The organism is Brevibacterium sp. H602 (genome assembly GCF_051172395.1).
GTDB lineage: Bacteria > Actinomycetota > Actinomycetes > Actinomycetales > Brevibacteriaceae > Brevibacterium.
Genome location: NZ_JBPIZD010000023.1, coordinates 21921 through 40461 on the forward strand (window position 1 = coordinate 21921; position 18541 = coordinate 40461).

17 protein-coding genes are annotated in these 18541 nt (G+C 66.2%); 10 read left to right on the forward strand and 7 right to left on the reverse strand.

Annotation, left to right across the window (positions count from 1 at the left end):
- Positions 1-6: 6 nt before the first annotated feature.
- A complete protein-coding gene (locus tag ACSBQT_RS15030) occupies positions 7-855 on the forward strand; it encodes a DUF3710 domain-containing protein (RefSeq protein ID WP_410711518.1) in 849 nt (282 codons plus the stop codon).
- Positions 856-861: 6 nt separating this feature from the next.
- A complete protein-coding gene (locus ACSBQT_RS15035; protein ID WP_410711517.1) occupies positions 862-1239 on the forward strand; it encodes a DNA-binding protein in 378 nt (125 codons plus the stop codon).
- Positions 1240-1305: 66 nt separating this feature from the next.
- Here ACSBQT_RS15035 and ACSBQT_RS15040 read toward each other — a convergent pair whose 3' ends face one another.
- Positions 1306-1992 (reverse strand): potassium channel family protein, encoded by a 687-nt coding sequence (locus ACSBQT_RS15040; protein ID WP_410711516.1) that lies wholly within the window; start codon positions 1990-1992, stop codon positions 1306-1308.
- Positions 1989-2663, reverse strand: a complete 675-nt coding sequence (locus ACSBQT_RS15045) for a potassium channel family protein (RefSeq protein ID WP_101546977.1) — start codon at positions 2661-2663, stop codon at positions 1989-1991. The genes ACSBQT_RS15040 and ACSBQT_RS15045 overlap by 4 nt, the downstream gene beginning before the upstream one ends.
- A gap of 136 nt (positions 2664-2799) precedes the next feature.
- Between ACSBQT_RS15045 and ACSBQT_RS15050 the strand changes: the two genes are divergently transcribed.
- Together ACSBQT_RS15050 and ACSBQT_RS15055 are read left to right on the forward strand one after the other, a co-directional pair.
- Positions 2800-4710 carry an APC family permease gene (locus tag ACSBQT_RS15050; protein ID WP_410711515.1) on the forward strand — a complete coding sequence of 637 codons (1911 nt, stop codon included), beginning with the start codon at positions 2800-2802 and terminating at the stop codon, positions 4708-4710.
- Positions 4711-4717: 7 nt separating this feature from the next.
- A complete protein-coding gene (locus ACSBQT_RS15055; protein ID WP_435001988.1) occupies positions 4718-6043 on the forward strand; it encodes a class I SAM-dependent RNA methyltransferase in 1326 nt (441 codons plus the stop codon).
- 13 nt (positions 6044-6056) lie between these two features.
- Here the strand turns inward: ACSBQT_RS15055 and ACSBQT_RS15060 are convergent, their stop codons facing one another.
- Positions 6057-6278, reverse strand: a complete 222-nt coding sequence (locus ACSBQT_RS15060; protein WP_435001989.1) for a hypothetical protein — start codon at positions 6276-6278, stop codon at positions 6057-6059.
- A 310-nt stretch (positions 6279-6588) separates the two neighbouring features.
- Here ACSBQT_RS15060 and acnA point away from each other — a divergent pair, with 310 nt between their 5' ends.
- Positions 6589-9273 (forward strand): aconitate hydratase AcnA, encoded by a 2685-nt coding sequence (gene acnA, locus ACSBQT_RS15065; RefSeq protein WP_410711512.1) that lies wholly within the window; start codon positions 6589-6591, stop codon positions 9271-9273.
- 592 nt (positions 9274-9865) lie between these two features.
- Positions 9866-11806: a 1-deoxy-D-xylulose-5-phosphate synthase gene (gene dxs, locus ACSBQT_RS15070; protein WP_435001990.1), complete on the forward strand. Its 1941-nt coding sequence runs from the start codon at positions 9866-9868 to the stop codon at positions 11804-11806.
- 2 nt (positions 11807-11808) lie between these two features.
- Here dxs and ACSBQT_RS15075 read toward each other — a convergent pair whose 3' ends face one another.
- Together ACSBQT_RS15075 and ACSBQT_RS15080 are read right to left on the reverse strand one after the other, a co-directional pair.
- A complete protein-coding gene (locus tag ACSBQT_RS15075) occupies positions 11809-12960 on the reverse strand; it encodes an HRDC domain-containing protein (RefSeq protein ID WP_435001991.1) in 1152 nt (383 codons plus the stop codon).
- A gap of 17 nt (positions 12961-12977) precedes the next feature.
- Positions 12978-13592 carry a DUF3000 domain-containing protein gene (locus ACSBQT_RS15080; RefSeq protein ID WP_435001992.1) on the reverse strand — a complete coding sequence of 205 codons (615 nt, stop codon included), beginning with the start codon at positions 13590-13592 and terminating at the stop codon, positions 12978-12980.
- 168 nt (positions 13593-13760) lie between these two features.
- Here ACSBQT_RS15080 and hemE point away from each other — a divergent pair, with 168 nt between their 5' ends.
- From hemE to hemQ, 3 genes are read left to right on the forward strand one after another with little or no spacing between them, the layout of a single operon-like run.
- Positions 13761-14807 carry a uroporphyrinogen decarboxylase gene (gene hemE, locus ACSBQT_RS15085; protein ID WP_435001993.1) on the forward strand — a complete coding sequence of 349 codons (1047 nt, stop codon included), beginning with the start codon at positions 13761-13763 and terminating at the stop codon, positions 14805-14807.
- Positions 14808-14811: 4 nt separating this feature from the next.
- Positions 14812-16227 carry a protoporphyrinogen oxidase gene (gene hemG, locus ACSBQT_RS15090; protein WP_435001994.1) on the forward strand — a complete coding sequence of 472 codons (1416 nt, stop codon included), beginning with the start codon at positions 14812-14814 and terminating at the stop codon, positions 16225-16227.
- A gap of 22 nt (positions 16228-16249) precedes the next feature.
- Positions 16250-16960, forward strand: coding sequence for a hydrogen peroxide-dependent heme synthase (gene hemQ, locus ACSBQT_RS15095; RefSeq protein WP_410711507.1), 711 nt, complete (start codon positions 16250-16252; stop codon positions 16958-16960).
- A 144-nt stretch (positions 16961-17104) separates the two neighbouring features.
- Here the strand turns inward: hemQ and ACSBQT_RS15100 are convergent, their stop codons facing one another.
- Positions 17105-17392: a hypothetical protein gene (locus tag ACSBQT_RS15100; RefSeq protein WP_435001995.1), complete on the reverse strand. Its 288-nt coding sequence runs from the start codon at positions 17390-17392 to the stop codon at positions 17105-17107.
- A gap of 98 nt (positions 17393-17490) precedes the next feature.
- Here ACSBQT_RS15100 and ACSBQT_RS15105 point away from each other — a divergent pair, with 98 nt between their 5' ends.
- Complete coding sequence (locus tag ACSBQT_RS15105) at positions 17491-18003, forward strand: MarR family winged helix-turn-helix transcriptional regulator (RefSeq protein WP_435001996.1); 513 nt, start codon at positions 17491-17493, stop codon at positions 18001-18003.
- A 4-nt stretch (positions 18004-18007) separates the two neighbouring features.
- Here ACSBQT_RS15105 and ACSBQT_RS15110 read toward each other — a convergent pair whose 3' ends face one another.
- Positions 18008-18541, reverse strand: a complete 534-nt coding sequence (locus ACSBQT_RS15110; protein WP_435001997.1) for a GNAT family N-acetyltransferase — start codon at positions 18539-18541, stop codon at positions 18008-18010.

Below are 18541 nucleotides of genomic sequence, written 5' to 3' on the forward strand. Positions count from 1 at the left end.
GGACTCATGGGACTGTTCTCCCGGTTCAAGAAATCCACACCGACGACCGATGACGACGTCCGCGCCGACGACGAACTCACCGACGACGATGAGGTCGACGCTCAGGACACCGACACCGAGGCGGCCGATCGTGCAGACGACGACGCCGATGCTGACGAGGCCGAGTCCGCAGAGGCGGCCGAGACCGATGACGACATCGACGAGGAAGAAGCGCTGCTGGAGAAGTCCGCACCCTTCGACCGGTCCGAGAAGGGCCCCTTCGACATCTCGGAAGAGTATCCGGAGCATGACCGTCTCGACCTCGGTGCGCTCAAGGTGCCCGTCGTCGACGGCATGCAGGTGCGCCTGGACACGGACGACGATTCGCAGCGCGTGCTGGCCGTCACCCTCATCCACGATGGTGGAGGCATCCAGCTGCAGGCGTTCGCGACACCACGCTCCGAGGGCCTGTGGAACACGGTGCGCGGTCAGCTCGCCGAATCCGTGACCAAACAGGGTGGGGAATCGACCGAGCTGCACACTTCTCTCGGCAAGGAACTGGCCATCGAGGTTCCGGCGAAGACGGAATCCGGCCGCCCCGGCAAACGCGCCATGCGCTTCGCCGGCATCGACGGACCTCGCTGGTTCGTCCGCGCAGTGTTCTCCGGCAAGGCCGTGACCGATGACGAAGTGCGAGCCGAACTCTCCGCGCTCTTCCGCGGAGTCGTCGTCGACCGCGGTGAGGAAGCGATGGCTCCCCGCGAGCTCATCGCACTGACCGCACCGCAGGTCGACCAGGACGAGGCAGAGGAGAAGAAGGACGAGGACGAGCTCAACCCCTTCGAACGCGGCCCCGAGATCACAGAGGTCCGCTGAGCGCTGATGCGGAACCTCATCCCTCGCCTCGTGCGCGACTTCGGATCCCGTGAGGCCGAGGCCCGGGCCGACCTGCGACTGGTCAGCCAGATCCCCGGGGTCATTCCGGTCGAAGAGCTAGAGGCGCGAAAGACCTCACGCATCGCCGGAGTCGTCTCAGCGACCACTCAGTCGTGCAGCGCGGACAGCCCCAGGCTCGACATCACCGTCGCCGACGGCACCGGCGAAGCCCGTGCCCAATTCCTCGGACGCCGAGAGATCAGCGGCGTCCGTCCCGGATCCCTTATCGTCTTGGAAGGACGGTTCTGCGGCAAGGACGGGGTGCTCACAGCACACAACCCCGTCTACGAACTCCTGCAGACGCGCGACGACTCCGACGACTGACCGGCGCAAGGGGGTGGGCAGCCGCCGGCCGCGGAGCTGTCGATCTCGGTCGCAGACGACCAGCTCTCAGCTCTCGCCGTTCTCGCCTGTCCTCGCGGTCTCCTGCAGCAGCGCGAGCAGCGCGGGTTCCTGATCGGGGGAGGAGAGGAAGAACAGCTCGTCCCCGGCCTCGATGACATCATCAGCGCTCGGAGCGAACGCCCGCGAATTGCGGATGATCGCCACCAGCACCGTGTCGAGCGGGAAAGTGATCCCACCGACGCGCTCGGCCACGAGCTCGGCGTTCTCGTGCACGGTGAACTCGAGCAGTCCCGCCTGCCCGCGTTCGAAGCTCATGAGGTGGACCAGACCGCCGACCTCGACGGCCTCCTCGACGAGCGCGGTCATCAGACGCGGAGTGGAGACGGCGACATCGACGCCCCAATTGTCGTCGAAGAGCCATTCGTTCTTCGGATTGTTCACGCGCGAGACGGTCCGCGGCACCCCGAACTCGGTCTTCGCCAACAGGGAGAGCACCAGATTGGTCTTGTCATCTCCCGTCGCGGCCACGACGACATCGGCCTCCTCCAACCCTGCTTCGGCGAGACCGGCGAGCTCACACGCATCGGAGAGCAGCCATTCCGCGCCCGGAATGCGCTCATGTCCCAGCGCTTCCTTGCTCTGGTCGATGAGCAGGACCGAATGGTCCTTGTCCAGCAGCTCCCTGGCCACCGAACGTCCGACGGAACCGGCTCCGGCGATGATGACCCTCATTCTTCTTCCTCCACGGTTCGCACGGGCTGATCGAGGATCCGTTCGATCTCGCCGAGGCGGTCGACCGGAGCCATGAGGTGGACGAGGTCCCCGTCCTGGAGGAGCAGATCGTCGTGGGCGACGATGCCCTCGGACAGGCGGGTGACATAGGCGACCCGAGCCTTGGTTCGTGTTTCGATCTCCTTGATCGGACGGGCCACCCAGCCAGGATCCAGATGCACCTCCGCCAGGACGAGGTTGCCGGAGGGCTCACGGTATTCGGTGATCGACCCCTGCGGGACGAGCTTGCGCATCACCTGCTCGGCCGTCCACCGCACGGTGGGCACGGTGGGGATGCCGAGACGTTCGAAGACCTGCGCACGGTCGGGATCGTAGATGCGTGCGGCGACATTGCTCACCCCGAAGGTCTCACGAGCGACACGCGCGGCGAGGATATTCGAATTGTCACCGCTGGAGACGGCGGCGAAGGCGAAGGCCTCGGCGGTCTTCGCCTGGGACAGGGTCTCGCGGTCGAAACCGACCCCGGTGATCGTCGAACCGCTGAAATCCCGACCGAGCTTGAGGAATGCGTCGGGGTCCCGGTCGACGACGGCGACGGAGTGCCCATTCGCATCAAGGGCTTTGGCCAGGGAGGCCCCGACTCGACCGCAGCCCATAATCACGAAGTGCATGGGTAATCCTTCCCGCAGTGATCTACCATTGGTTGCCGTGGCCAGCAGTTTTTCTGATGCCGTCAAAAGACTACTCGTTGGACGGCCCTTCCGCAGTGAGGACAGGCGTGCGCCTGCGCTGAAGAAGCGCATCGCGATGCCCGTCTTCGCCTCCGACATGCTCTCCTCGGTGGCCTACGCCCCCGATGAGATCCTGCTGGCACTGTCACTGACCTCACTTGTGGCCCTGACCGTCGCCCCCTGGATCGGCGTGGCCGTCGGCATCGTCATCCTCGTGATCGTCGCCTGCTACCGCATCAACGTCAAGGCGTACCCCTCCGGCGGCGGTGACTACGAGGTGGCCTCGAAGAACCTCGGCTCCGGTGCCGGGCTCATCGTGGCTGCGGCCCTCCTCGTCGACTATGTGCTCACCCTGGCCGTGTCGATGACGGTCTTCGCCGCCTACATCACGACGGCGTTCCCGGCACTCGCGCCCTACCGTGTGCCCGTGGCCATCGTCGGCATCCTGCTCATCTGCTTCGCCGGTCTGCGCGGTTCCCGGGCCACTCCGATGCTGCTGGCCGTGCCGACCTACCTGTTCCTCGGTGCCGTGTTCCTCACGATGTCGGTCGGTCTCATCCGCGTCGGGCTCGGTGACACCCCGCACGCCCAGACCGCCGACTACACGGTCGTGCACAGCAACATCGGCGATCAGGCGACGCTCGGCCTGGCCACCGTGCTCATCGTCCTGCGCGCGTTCTCCTCCGGAGCCGTCGCACTGGCCGGTGTGCAGACCGTGGCCACGGCGGTTCCGGCGTTCAAGAAGCCGCGCGGCAAGAACGCCGGCAACACCCTGCTGCTCTCAGGCCTGCTCGCCGCCCTCATGCTCACGGGGCTGACCTATCTGGCGTCGGTCACCGGAATCAAATACGTCGACGACCCGCATCTCTATCTCGTCCGCGGCGACGGCAGCCCGGTCAGCGCCGAATACGAACAGGAACCCGTACTCGCGCAGCTGGCGCACGCGATCTTCGACAATGCGCCTGCGATGTTCTTCATCGTCGTCCTCATCACCGCGCTCGTGCTCATCGCCGCTGCGAACACCGCGGTCGAAGGCTTCCCCGGACTGGCCTCACGGCTGGCCCGCGACGAATTCCTGCCGCGGCAGCTGGCGACGAAGGGCGACCGACTCACCTTCTCCAACGGCATCCTGCTGCTGGCCGCGGCGGCGATCGTCCTCGTCATCGCCACATCCGCCTCGGCGACGGTGCTCATCCAGCTCTACCTCGTCGGGGTCTTCGCCAGCTTCGTCCTCGGCCAAGCGGGAATGGTCCTGCATTGGCGCAAACGACTGCGTCTGGTCATCGATTCGAAGGCCCGGATGCGGATGCACTTCAATCGGGTCGTCAACGCCGTCGGCTGCGTGCTCGCCGCCGGCGTCCTCATCGTCGTCATCGTCTCGAAGTTCCTCGCCGGCGCCTGGCTGGCCGTCGCAGCCATGGCCGGTCTCTACCTCGTCATGGGCGCCATCCACCGCCACTATTCGCGCGTGGCCCGCGAGCTCGCCCCCGACGCGGACGTGAACTCACGGACGATCCCGTCGAACACCCACGCCATCGTCGTCGTCAGCGAAATCGACAAACCGACGATGCGTGCCCTCTCCTACGCCCGGGTGACCCGATCGAGTCAGCTCGAAGCCGTCACCGTGGCCGTGGACGAAGAGGCTGCGGCCGCTCTGCAGAAACGGTGGAACGAGATGGAGCTGCCGGTGCCTCTGACCGTGCTCGGCTCGCCGTACCGCGAACTCGTCCGCCCGATGCTCGCCCATATCCTCGCCATCCGCCGCAGGTCGCCCCGGGACCTCGTCATCGTCTACATTCCGCAGTTCGTCGTCGGTCGCTGGTGGGAGCACATCCTGCACAACCAGGTGGCACTCAAACTGCGCACCCGACTGCTGCTGGTGCCCAATGTCGTCGTGGTCTCCGTGCCCTGGCGACTGAAATCCTTCTCGCGACAGTACGGCGGAGACGGACCCGATTCCGACACCTCGCTGTACAGACAGGCCTAGAACACCCATGAGCGACACTTCGGTCCCCGCCCAGGAACTCACCCTCGACATCGAGGCACCGGCGGCCGGCGGCACCTCCATCGCCCGACACGACGGTCAGGTCGTCTTCGTCTCCGGGGCCCTGCCCGGTGAGAAGGTCCGAGTCCGCACCGAGGCAGGACCGCCCGCCCGGTTCCTGCGTGCCGCCGTCACCGAGGTGATCGAGGCCTCGGCTCACCGCGTCCCCGATCGTCGCCTCGACTATGTATCCACCGGTTCGGCTGGGTTCGGCGGAATGGAATTCGCCCACGTCGACCTCGCCCACTCCCGCACGCTCAAGGCCGAGGTGCTGGGCGACCAGCTGCAGCGCATCGGACATCTCGACTGCGCGGCCGAGGTGCTGCCCGCGCCGGGCGAGACGGACGGCACGGACTGGCGCACGCGCGTGCAGCTGGCCGTCGACGATGAGGGCCGCGCCGGAATGCTCGCCCCCAGATCACACGAGGTCATCCCCGTGACTACGCCCCCTCTGGCCGCCGGGCCCGTGCGCGACCTCGACATGACGACACTGCATGTGCCGGGAGTCCGCCGACTCGAATTCGCGTGGGCCGGCGACCATGGTGCGCTCATCGTCCGTGGTCGGCCCAGCGCGCAGGTTCTCGATGAGATCGAGTCCTGGCTGCCGGCGTCGTTCTCCCTCCTCGCCGAGGCGGCCGGACCGGAGCAGCGTCATGGTCGTGGCCGCGGTGGTCGTTCCCGCGGGCGCGGTCGCGCTCATGCGCCCGCTCCCACCCTGCGCGTGGTCCGCGGAGACCGCACCCTGACCGAAACGGTCGACGGCCGTGACTTCACCGTCGGCGCCGACGGCTTCTGGCAGGTCCACCGGGATGCGGCCGCACTGCTCAGCTCGGAGGTCGTCACAGCACTGCCTGGAGATGCCGAGGCGATCACGGACCTCTACTGCGGGGTCGGGCTCCTCGGCATCACTGCCGCCCGGGCCACCGGAGCGCCTCTGTTCGGGGTCGAAGAAGTGGAGGCAGCCATTGCTCACGCTCGTGACAATGCCGCCGATCTCGAGGCCCGGTTCCTCGCTCTCAGCGTCGATCGGGCCCGACTGCCCGATTCGGACGTCATCATCCTCGACCCGCCACGGGCGGGCGCCGGGAGGAAAGCCACCTCGGCGATCATCGAATCAGCGGCGCGCACCCTGGTCTACGTGTCCTGTGACCCGGCCACGCTGGCTCGTGACCTCGCGGCGCTCACGGGCGGGGGATTCGCGATCGAGAGCCTCACCGGCTTCGACCTCTTCCCGCTGACCTCGCACCTGGAGACCGTGACAGTCCTCAGGCGGTGACCGATCTGCGGCCTCAGGCGGCGACTTGAGGCGGTGTCCTCAGGCGGCGACCGAGCGGCGGGGGGAGGAGGGCGAGGGCGATGAGGGCGATGAACGTCGTGAGGAAGCCCCACAGTCCCCACCAGCCGCCCGACCGGCCCTTCTCCTTTGCGAATGAGCTGCAGACGACGGCGAAGATAATGCCGACGAGCAGTGCGCCGAAGCCGAATCCGGCGCCTAGGGTGAACGGGTCCATGGGATCTCCTCGGGGATGGCAGGCGAGTGCGCTGCTGCTTTGAGTGTGCTGTCCACGCTAGGCCGTGAGGCCCGGCCGTGGCCCTGGTGATGACCGCACGAGGGCCTGCGGAAAACCCGATCGCAGGGTTTCGCACCTCCGTGTGCCATGGTGGTCAAAGCCCCTCAAATGCGATAGAATTTATCTTGACGTCAAGATACTTTTGGAAACATATGTGTCGCGTAAATCGGTGCGTGATGCAAGGGTCCGACCGCCGAGTCGGGCGGGCCCGGTTTCTTGGATGAGTGTCGGATGAAACAGGAGAATCACGATGAGCAACGTCGATACGTTCAAATCGAAGAGCACCCTGACCGTGGGCGATAAGGATTATGAGATCTATCGCCTGGATCAGGTCAAAGGGTCGGAGAAGCTTCCCTTCAGCCTCAAGGTGCTGTTGGAGAACCTGCTGCGCACGGAAGACGGCGCAAACATCACTTCGGAACATATTGAAGCCCTCGGCAGCTGGGACCCCAATGCCGAACCCGATACGGAGATCCAGTTCACCCCGGCCCGCGTGGTGATGCAGGACTTCACCGGTGTGCCCTGCATCGTGGACCTCGCCACCATGCGTGAGAAGGTCGTCGAGCTCGGTGGCAGCCCGGATCAGGTCAACCCGCTGGCTCCGGCCGAGCTGGTCATCGACCACTCGGTGCAGATCGACCGCTTCGGCACCGCCGATGCCGTCGAACTCAACATGGACATCGAATACCAGCGCAACGGTGAGCGCTACCAGTTCCTGCGCTGGGGCCAGACCGCATTCGAAGACTTCAAGGTCGTGCCTCCGGGCATGGGCATCGTCCACCAGGTCAACATCGAGCACCTGGCTCGCGTGGTCATGCCGCGCGAGGTCGACGGAGTCCTCCGGGCCTACCCGGACACCCTGGTCGGCACCGACTCGCACACCACGATGGTCAACGGCCTCGGTGTGCTCGGTTGGGGCGTCGGCGGCATCGAGGCAGAGGCCGCCATGCTCGGCCAGCCCGTGTCGATGCTCATCCCGCGCGTCGTCGGCTTCAAGCTCACCGGTGAGATCCCCTCCGGTGTGACGGCCACGGACGTCGTCCTCACGATCACCGATATGCTCCGCCAGCACGGAGCGGTCGGCAAGTTCGTCGAGTTCTACGGCAAGGGCGTCGCCGAGGTGCCGCTGGCCAACCGCGCCACCATCGGCAACATGAGCCCCGAGTTCGGTTCGACCGCCGCGATCTTCCCGATCGACGAAGTCACCATCGACTACCTCAAGCTCACCGGCCGCTCGGAAGAGCAGATCCAGCTCGTCGAGGACTACGCCAAGACGCAGGGACTCTGGCACGATCCGGAGAACGAAGTCGAGTACTCCGAGTACCTCGAACTCGACCTGTCCACCGTGGTGCCCTCGATCTCCGGACCGAAGCGCCCGCAGGACCGCATCGAGCTCTCCGACGCCAAGAGCCAGTTCGCCAAGGACATCCACAACTACGCCGCTCCCGGCGAGGAGTCGAAGTCCGTGGACGTCAGCACCGCCGACGGACGCAACTTCGAGCTGGCCAACGGTGCCGTGGCGATCGCTTCGATCACCTCCTGCACCAACACCTCGAACCCCTCGGTGATGATGGCCGCGGGCCTGCTGGCACGCAATGCCCGCAAGCGCGGACTCAACTCGAAGCCGTGGGTCAAGACCTCGATCGCACCGGGTTCGAAGGTCGTCACCGAGTACTACAACAAGGCCGGCCTCATCGAGGACCTCGAAGCGCTGAACTTCTACATCGTCGGCTACGGCTGCACCACCTGCATCGGCAACTCCGGTCCGCTGGATGCGGAGATCTCGAACAGCATCCAGGACAACGACCTCTCGGTCACCGCAGTCCTGTCGGGTAACCGCAACTTCGAGGGCCGCATCAGCCCGGACGTGAAGATGAACTACCTCGCTTCGCCTCCGCTGGTCATCGCCTACGCGCTGGCCGGCACCATGGACTTCGACTTCGAGAACCAGCCCCTGGGCAAGGACTCGCAAGGCGTCGACGTCTACCTGGCCGACCTGTGGCCCTCGCCTGAAGAGGTTGAGTCCGTCATTGCCTCGTCGATCTCGACCGATATGTTCGACAACGAATACGGTCGCATCTTCGACGGTGACGAGCGCTGGCAGCAGCTCGACACCCCCGAGGGCAAGGTCTTCGAGTGGGACGACGAGTCGACCTACGTGCGCAAGCCCACCTTCTTCGACGGCATGGGTCTCAAGCCCGAAGCCGTCAAGGACATCAAGGGTGCCCGCGTGCTCGCGAAGCTCGGCGACTCGGTGACCACCGACCACATCTCGCCTGCAGGTTCCTTCAAGGCCGACACCCCGGCCGGCAAGTACCTCGTCGAGCACGGCGTCGAGCGCAAGGACTTCAACTCCTACGGCTCGCGCCGCGGCAACCACGAAGTCATGATCCGCGGAACCTTCGCGAACATCCGTCTGCAGAACCAGCTCCTCGACGGAGTCCAGGGTGGCTTCACCCGCGACTTCTCGCAGGAGGGCGGACCGCAGACGACGATCTACGACGCCTCTGTGAACTACGCGGCCGCCGGCACCCCGCTGGTCGTCCTCGGCGGCAAGGAGTACGGCTCGGGATCCTCGCGTGACTGGGCTGCCAAGGGCACGAAGCTGCTCGGCGTCGAAGCCGTCATCACCGAGAGCTTCGAGCGCATCCACCGCTCGAACCTCATCGGCATGGGTGTTCTGCCGCTGCAGTTCCCCGCCGGCGAATCCGCTGATTCGCTCGGACTCGACGGCACCGAGACCTTCTCCATCGAAGGCGTCACGGAGCTCAACGAGGGCAAGACCCCTGCGACCGTCAAGGTCACCGCCGAGAAGGAAGACGGCACGAAGGTCGAATTCGACGCCGTCGTCCGCATCGACACCCCGGGTGAAGCCGACTACTACCGCAACGGCGGCATCCTGCAGTACGTTCTGCGTCAGCTCGCAGAAGCCTGATCGCAGACGTGCTGAGACGCCGTGAGTCTCCGACTCGCGGTAGTCGGTTCGGGCTGAGGCGCTGAACCGGGACACTTCGAAGGCCGGTGGGATTCTTCCCACCGGCCTTCGTCGTATCTGGACGCGTGTGACGATGCCGTTGATCGAGCATCCCTCACCGTTCGTGTCACGTCCTCCATGCAGTTCGGCATCCGTCACCGTTCGTGACAGATCGCCTCGTTGCAGCGGTGCGCTGTGCGGCGAAGGGTGAGGGACGGTCGCTGTCGTGCGGGATTGTCAGGGAGCGTGAGCGCGTCCGCGGGAATCCGTGCGCTGGTGGTCGGCCGCCTCGGCGTGGGTGGGGGTGGGCGCGAATGCGACCATCACTCATCGGCAGTCGCTCAACACCGTGCTGCAACGGGGTGGTGTGCCACGAACGGTGAGGGGTTTGTTCGCAAGGGTGTGAATTGCCAGCGCCGAGGCGGTGTGACGGGAAGGGTGAGGGGTACTGCAGCGCGGAGATATGTCGCGAAGGGTGAGGGACGCATCTGTGAGCGATAGGATGGGGCGAATATAATCTGTCCGTCAACGATGTCGTCAGAACTGAGGCCGCATGACCTTTCTCGAATCCCTCGGCTCGCCTGCCGATCTGCGCCGCCTCGACGCATCAGAATGCGAGGTACTGGCCAAAGAGATCCGCGACTATCTCATCACGACTGTGTCCGGCACGGGCGGACATCTCGGCCCCAACCTCGGCGTCGTCGAACTGACCATGGGCCTCCACCGCACCTTCGACTCGCCGCGCGACACGATCATCTTCGACGTCGGCCACCAGACGTATGTGCACAAACTGCTCACCGGCCGCCGCGAGGAGTTCTCCACCCTCCGACAGCGCGACGGCCTCTCCGGCTACCCGAACAGGTCCGAGAGCGAGCACGACGTCGTCGAGAACTCCCACGCCTCGGCCTCCCTGTCCTGGGCCGACGGCATCGCCAAGGCCCGCCAGCTCACCGGTGAGCGCGACCGCCACGTCGTCGCCGTCATCGGGGACGGAGCCCTGACCGGGGGAATGGCTTGGGAAGCGCTCAACACCATCGCCGCCGACACCTCCACCCCGCCGAGGCGGCTGGTCATCGTCGTCAACGACAACGGCCGCTCCTACGCCCCGACCGTCGGCGGATTCGCCGCCCACCTCGACGAACTGCGCACCACCTCGAGCTACGAGAGGCTGCTCAGCTGGGGCAAAGAGACACTCCGGCAATCCGGCCGGCCCGGCCGTGCCGCCTACAGCGCCATCCACGGCGTCAAACGCGGACTCAAGGACATGGTCAGCCCGCCCGAGACCGGAATGTTCGACGAACTCGGCATCAAATACTTAGGACCTGTCGACGGACACGATCTGCCCTCGGTTGACAAGGCCCTCCAGCTCGCCAAACAGTTCGACGGCGGCCCCATCATCGTCCACATGATCACGCAGAAGGGCCACGGATACGACCCGGCCGTCAACGATGAAGCCGACCAGTTCCACTCCGTCGGCGTCATCGACCCCGTCACCGGGAGATCGACACCCTCGAAATCCACGTCATGGACCTCCGTCTTCGGCACCGAGATCTGCGAACTCGCCGAAGAGCGCGAGGACATCGTCGCCATCACCGCCGCCATGCTCCTGCCCGTCGGACTGGCGAAATTCGCCGAAGAGTTCCCCGACCGGGTCTTCGACGTCGGCATCGCCGAACAGCATGCGGTCGCCTCAGCTGCCGGACTGTCCTACGGCGGGCTCCATCCCGTCGTGTGCATCTACTCCACGTTCCTCTCCCGCGCCTTCGACCAAGTGCTCATGGACGTCGCCCTCCATCGCCAAGGGGTGACCTTCGTCCTCGACCGCGCTGGCATCACCGGCCCCGACGGAGCCAGCCACCACGGAATCTGGGACATCGCGATGCTGCGCGTCGTCCCCGGACTGCGCCTGGCCGCACCTCGCGACGCCGCACGGCTGACCGAAGAGCTGCGCGAAGCCACGGACGTCAGCGACGTCCCGACCGTGGTGAGATTTCCACGCGGCGGCGTCGGGGCCGACATCCCGGCGCTGAGGCGGCTCGACGACGGCGTCGACATCCTCCGTGAAGGGCCGACCGGGTCGAAGTCCGATGTGCTCATCGTCTCCGTCGGACCCTTCGCCTCATTGGCCGGTGACGTCGCCGACCGCCTGGCAGAGCAGGGGCTGAGGTCCACGATCATCGATCCCAGATGGGTGCTGCCCGTGCCCGCATCCGTCATCGACCTCGCGACCGACCACAGCCTCGTGGCCGTCATCGAAGACGGGGTGAAGATCGGCGGTGTCGGTTCACAGATCCGCTCCGACCTGCGCGAAGCTGATTCGCGGATCGGAGTGCTCGAACTCGGCGTGCCCGACGAGTTCCTGCCGCAGGGGACGCGTAAAGAGATCCTCGCCGAGGTGGGCCTCGACGTCGACACGATCGTGTCCGAAATCCTCAGAACCCTGCCCACCGAGGTGGCCGATCGAGCCGACCAGAGTTCCCGCCGCGCGGTGTGAGTTCAGGCCTGGGGGAGTCCGGCCAGGGTCTTCTTCAGCACAGGGGCGCTGAGCTCGATCTGCCACGGTCGGGCTCCCGCCTCGGCGAGGTAGCCCTCGACATCGACGCTCGACTCCGCAGACAGCGACTTCACAATCGCCGGCTGGAGGAGCACATCATGGGGGATCGTCAGCTCTTCGGAGAGCTCCGACATCGCGGCCTTGAGCGCCGCCACCCGCTCCTTGAGCTCCGCCGGGTTGAACGCGCTGCGCTTCGACCGTCCGCGTTCGAACCGTCCCGGCAGCTCCTCGGCACCCAACCGGGAGGCCTTGCGGTAGGCACGGAAGAGCCGGGCCGCCTCGGCGCGAGAGAGCCGGCGCCACTGCGCCAGGATGTCATCGCTGGACTTCACACCGGACTGGGCGAGGGCGACGAGCTCACGATCGCGCAGGATCTTCGTGGGAGCCAGATCGGCTTCACGGGCCATGGAATCCCGCGCCTGCCAGAGCTCGCGGACCCGGGCGATGTCGCGGCGGGACCTGATCTTCGAGAGTCCATGCGTGCGTCGCCACGGCTCATCGAAATGCTTCGGGGTGAAGTCGAGCAGGTGCGCGAACTCCTGCTGCGCAAATTCCCACCGGCCGGAATCGAGCAGCTGCTGGTGGAGGATATCGCGGATCGGCAGGAGCACTTCGACATCGAGGGCGGCATAGTTCAGCCACTCCTTCGGCAGCGGACGCGTCGACCAGTCGGCGGCCGAATGCTCTTTCGCCAGACGCACCCCGAGGGTGCGTTCGGCGACCGCGGCCAGGCCGAACTTCTCCCACCCGAGCAGCCTGGCGGCCAGCTCGGTGTCGAACAGAGCGGCCGGGCGCATTCCGCGCTCCTGCAGGCACGGCAGATCCTGCGTCACTGAATGGATGACCCACTCGTCGGAGCCGAGAGCCGGGTTGAGGTCGCTGAGGTCACCGAGCGTCTCGGAATCGAGGAGGAAGGTGCCCGCACCTTCACGTCGCAGCTGGACGAGGAAGGCGCGCTGCCCGTATCTGATGCCGGAAGCGCGTTCGGCGTCGATGGCGATCGGACCCTGGGCGGCGGCCAGACTGGCGATCGAGGTGGAGAGGTCCTCTGGTGTGTCGACGACGTCGGGGATGCCGTTCGCGGGTGTTTCCAAAAGCGGTAGTTCAGTTGTCATCGACGGCGCCCGGGCAGGGCTATGACTCCTTCAGGAAGTGGTGGCAGTCCGGCGACTGTGCTGAGCAGATCGATCCAGGCCTCGAAGTGATTGCCGATCAGATCCGGCTCGTCAATCACGGGTGTCCACGAGGCGCGCAGCTCCAAGTCTATCGTGGCCGGGCGATCGGCCAAGGTGCCGAAGCTCTCGGACAGCACCCGTGTGGTCGTCCCGCCGGCGGCGAGCACCTGGCAGTCGTTGGCATCGAGGGCATCCTCGAGCCAGCTCCATGCCACATGCCCGAGCATCGTCTCATTGCCGAGTTCGTGTTCGAGTTCGGCCCGGATATAGGAGACCACCCGGAACGACCCCTCCCATTCCTCGGGGGCGGCGGGATCGAAGAGGACGACGATACGGCCGGTGGCGAGTTCGTCGATGGTCTCGCCGCTGGCCCGCAGGAACGTCTCATCGGCGCTGACCTCGGCGCCGAGAGCATAGGAGTACGGGGCCAGCTTGGCCGGGGCCGGAATCTCGGAAATCGACACGGTGTTCGTGCTGCGCGCCTGACGCAGCACCGACGTCACGGCGGAGAACTCCGCCGGAATGCGATTGAGAGGTGAGGTGTTGACCACAGTTGCCACGATAGAGCAGCCGCGGGGACAGAGGAATCATCCACGCCGAGGCGGCCCCGGACAATCCGTCGGATCGTGTCCTCGGCCGGATGCTGAGACCGCAAGACGGCCCGTCTTGAAACCGACGACGAGTGGGCATGAGCGATCGAAGAATGGGAAGATGGCCCCATGACATCACCCCTGTTGGCTGCCCTGCGTTCGGAGCCGGTTTCGCACACTCCCGTCTGGTTCATGCGGCAGGCCGGCCGCTCCCTGCCTGAGTACCGCAAGCTGCGCGAAGGCACTCAGATGCTCGATGCCTGCCGCGACCCCGAGATGGTCTCCGAGATCACCCTCCAGCCGGTCCGCCGCCACGGCGTCGACGCGGCCATCTTCTTCTCCGATATCGTCGTCCCGCTCCAGGCCGCCGGAGTCGAGGTGGAGATCGTTCCCGGCGTCGGCCCGGTCATCGCCTCCCCGGTGCGCTCCCGCGCCGATATCGACGCCCTGCCCGAACTTGATGCCGCCGACATCCCGGACATCGCCGAATCAATCCAGCGGGTGACCGCCGAACTCGGCGAGGCCACCCCGCTCATCGGCTTCGCCGGTGCTCCGTTCACCCTGGCCAGCTACCTCATCGAAGGCGGGCCGAGCAAGAACCACGAGAAGACGAAGTCGCTCATGGTCTCCGACCCCGAGGCGTTCTCGGCCCTGCTGAGCAAGCTTGCGACGATGTCGGCGACCTTCATCGACGTGCAGCTGAACGCCGGTGCCAAGGCCTTCCAGCTCTTCGACTCCTGGGCCGGCTACCTCGCTCGGGAGGACTACGAGAACCACGTCCTCGAACACTCCACCGCAGTCTTCGACGCATTGTCCGGACACGGCGTGCCCAGCATCCACTTCGGCGTGCAGACCGGTGAGCTGCTCGGCTCCATGGCACAGGCCGGATCGACGACCGTCGGCGTCGACTTCCGCGTCGACCTCGCCGATGCCGCCACTCGCGTCAATCCCGGTCAGGCACTCCAGGGCAACCTGGACCCGGCCCTGCTCTTCGCCCCGTGGGAGGCGCTGTCGGCCCGCGTCGAGGCGATCGTGCGCAAGGGACTCGAACTCGACCGCGGATTCGTCTTCAACCTCGGCCACGGCGTCCTGCCCGACACCGACCCCGAGGTGCCCGGACGCGTCGTCGACCTCGTCCACCGCGTCTCGGCCGAGATCCTCGGCAGCCGCGGCTGATCGAATGACTCGGATCAGCGTCGTCGGAGGAGGGATCTCCGGCCTCGTCGCCGCCTATCGTCTCTCCGCCGAGCACCGAGTGACAGTGCTGGAATCAGGCGACCGCCTCGGCGGCTGCCTGAGGCCGACCACGCTCGATGGTGCCGTGCCGGTGGGCATCGACTCGGGAGCCGAAGCGAGCCTCAACCGACGTCCGGAGACCAAGAGCCTGGCCGCCGAACTCGGCCTCGACTCGGTGTTCCCCTCGACCCAGCACAGTTCGCAGGTGCTCAGCCGGGGAGACCTGCATCCGATTCCCAAACGGACGATCATGGGGGTGCCCGCCGAGGCGGCCGAGGTCGAATCCCTCATCGGCACCGAGGCAGCCGCTCGCTTGGCGGCCGAACGGATCACCCCGCCGATCGAAGGTGATGACGTCTCGCTGGGGGACTTCCTGTCCGAGCGCCTCGGCGGCGCCATCGTCGACGAACTCGTCGATCCGCTGCTCGGCGGCGTCTACGCCGGTCGCTGCCGGGACCTGTCCCTGGCCGAAACGGTGCCCGCGCTGCTGCCCGCCGCGGTCGAGGGCACCTCGGTGCTCGACCTCGTCGCACAGCTCCTCGCCGCCCGCGACGCCCAGATCGCGTCGGCAGGGAACCCGGAACCGGTGTTCATGAGCTTCGAAGGCGGAATCAACCGCCTCATCCCGGCCCTGCACGAGGCGATCGTGTTGGGCGGCGGGACGGTCCGCCTCGGCGCCGGTGTCACCGGGATCGACCGTGACGGCGAGAGGTGGATGGTCCGCGGTGAGGGGGAGGACATCGAATCCGAGGGGCTCGTTCTCGCCACGCCCGCGCATGTGACCGCCGGGCTGCTGAGGTCGGTGGCCCCGGAATCGGCGAGCCGCCTCGGCGAGATTCCCTATGCCTCCACCGCCTTGGTCGCCGCCCTCGTCGACCTCGGGGGAGTCGAACTGAAGGGTTCGGGGTTTCTCATCCCCGCCACCGAGGGCACGTTCATCAAGGCCTCGACCTTCGTGTCGAACAAATGGCCGTGGACGACTGACCACATCCCCGCGGGGACGGCCCTGGTGCGGATGAGCATCGGACGCTTCGGCGACGGACCCGAGGTGTGGAGCAGCTTGTCCGATGAGGAGATCGTCGAACGCGCCTTCGCCGACTGGCAGACGATCACCTCCCGCCCGGAGTCGCGGCTGCTGGGCTCGGAAGTCCAACGCTGGAACTCCGCACTGCCGCAGTACCAGCCCGGCCATGCCGAACGCATCGCCGCCATCGACGCAGAGATCGCGGACCTGCCCGGCCTCGAACTCGCCGGATCCGCCTACGGGGGAGTCGGGATTCCCGCCTGCATCGCCCGCGCGGACGCCGCGGCCCAGAGACTGAACCGACCTGCCGACGACCACCGAGACACCTCAGAATGAAGAGAAGACAGAAGGAGCAGATATGAGCGAATACACTCAGCCCACCGACGCCCAGATCGAAGAAGCGAACGAGCAGACGCGGTATATCGCCTACTCCGTCTTCGCCTCTGCCGGAGAACTCGGCGATGCCGACCGGAGGGAACTCGCCGATGAGCTGCATGCGGCTCTCGAGCCCCTGAAGGAACGCGGTCTGATCGTACGCGGAATCTACGACGTCTCCGCCCTGCGCGCCGATGCCGACGTCATGTTCTGGTACCACGCCCCCGAAATCGAGGTCGTCCAGGCCGCATACTCGGCGATCCGCCGCAGCCTGATCGGCGGAGTGCTCGAACCCGTGTGGTCCGTCGTCGGAATCCACCGCCCGGCGGAGTTCAACAAGGCGCACCTGCCCGCCCTGCTGACCGACACCGAGCCCGGCGATTACATCTGCGTGTACCCGTTCGTGCGGTCCTACGACTGGTACCTCCTCGACCCCGCCGAACGGGCGAAGATGCTGCGCGACCACGGCATGGCCGCCGCCGGGTACAAGGACATCAAGGCGAACACGATCGCTTCCTTCGCCCTCGGCGACTACGAATGGCTGCTGGCCTTCGAGGCCGCCGAACTCCATCGCATCGTCGACCTGATGCGCGATCTGCGCAACACCGAGGCGCGCCTGCATGTGCGCGAAGAGGTTCCGTTCTACACCGGGCCGCGTCGCGAACTCGTCGACATCATCTCCGACTGGCGCTGACCGAACGTCATTGACCCGGCCGGGACTGAGACAGAGAGCAGGTCGCCCGGCCGGGGCCGAGGCAGCGAGAACAAGACAGCGAGAAAGGGCCGCCGCACCGATACGGTGCGGCGGCCCTTCGCGCGGTCGGGGAGCGGTCGGCGGCTACCTGCTGCCCTTCTTCACCACATAGGAATGGCCGTTGGCGTCGGTGCGCATCTCCAGCCCCATGGCATCGAGCTGCTGGTGCCGCAGCGTCTCGTCCTCGAAGTATCCGCCCGGGCGAGTGTTGTCGACCTGTGCCGGTCCGACGATCTTGCGGAAGAAGTTGTTGAGCCAGCCTACCCCGCGCTGGGAATCCGGATACTGGTTCTTCGTCCGTGCCGAAGTCTTCTGCTTCTTATCCTGCTTCCGGTTCGAACCATCGGGGGAAGGCTGCGAGGCGGACGACATAGCGAGGATCCTATCGACGAGGTGCCGCTTGGGCGGGGACTGGGCAGGTTTCACTATTAGTGTACACTAACCATTAGTGCACTAACTAAAGTTCCACGATGGTGCACTCACTGATTGCCGACGCGGAGGATCGACGACTCACGATGCTGGAATCCGAAGGTTCGACGGAGCCGCTGGACAACCCGCTGGCGCTCGAGAGCCAGATCTGCTTCGCTCTGGCGGTTGCGTCCCGCGGGGTGATCGGCGCGTATCGCTCCGTGCTCGAACCCATCAGTCTGACGCACCCGCAGTATCTGGTCATGCTTGCGCTGTGGCAGCACGAGAAGCTGCCGATGCGCGAGATCGCTCGCTTGCTGCGGCTCGAACCCGCCACTGTGTCCCCTCTGGTCAAACGCCTCGAAGCGCTTGACTATGTGACGAAGACGCGCAGCGACAGCGACGAGCGGATCGTTGAGGTCACCCTCACCGACACCGGCCGTGAGCTGCGCAAGACCGCCGAGGCGATTCCCGGGACGATGATGGCCAAGCTCGGCATGGACGTCGACGGAGTCCGCGAGCTGCATGCGGTGATGCAGAAGATCATCGCCTCCGTCGACGCCGCCGAGCGTTGACCGGTCAGCCGGCCGGGCGCTCCATGGGTGTGTGCTCGATCCCGTCCTCATCGAAGCGCGGACCGTTGGGGGCGAAGCCGAGGGACGAGTACAGCCCCTCGAGGTGTGACTGGGCATTGAGCGTCAGCGGGGCGGTCGACCAGGCGTGGACGATGTCGCTGAGCAGCCGGCGGCCCCATCCCTGACCGCGGGCGTCCGGGTGGGTCGCGACGCGACTGATGCTGCGTGCTCCCGGCCTGGCCGCCGGTCCGTCGGGCACCTCCGCCGGCAGCAGACGGGCATAGGCCCTTGGCGAGAGGTCGCGTCCGTGCTCGGCGCCGTGAGTGTCCGACATCGCAGTGGCCGGTCGCGGGTAGAAGAAATGCAGGGTCTCCGGCAGCGAGTCCACCCCGTCGGGGTCGAGGAACACGCACTCCTGTTCGACGACGAAGACCCGGGAGCGCAGCTGCAGTATTCCGTAGAGCTCCGTGGGCCGGAGCTCGTCGAAGGTCTTCACGACGAGTTCGGTCGCCTCGGTGATCTGAGTGTCCGTCGCCAC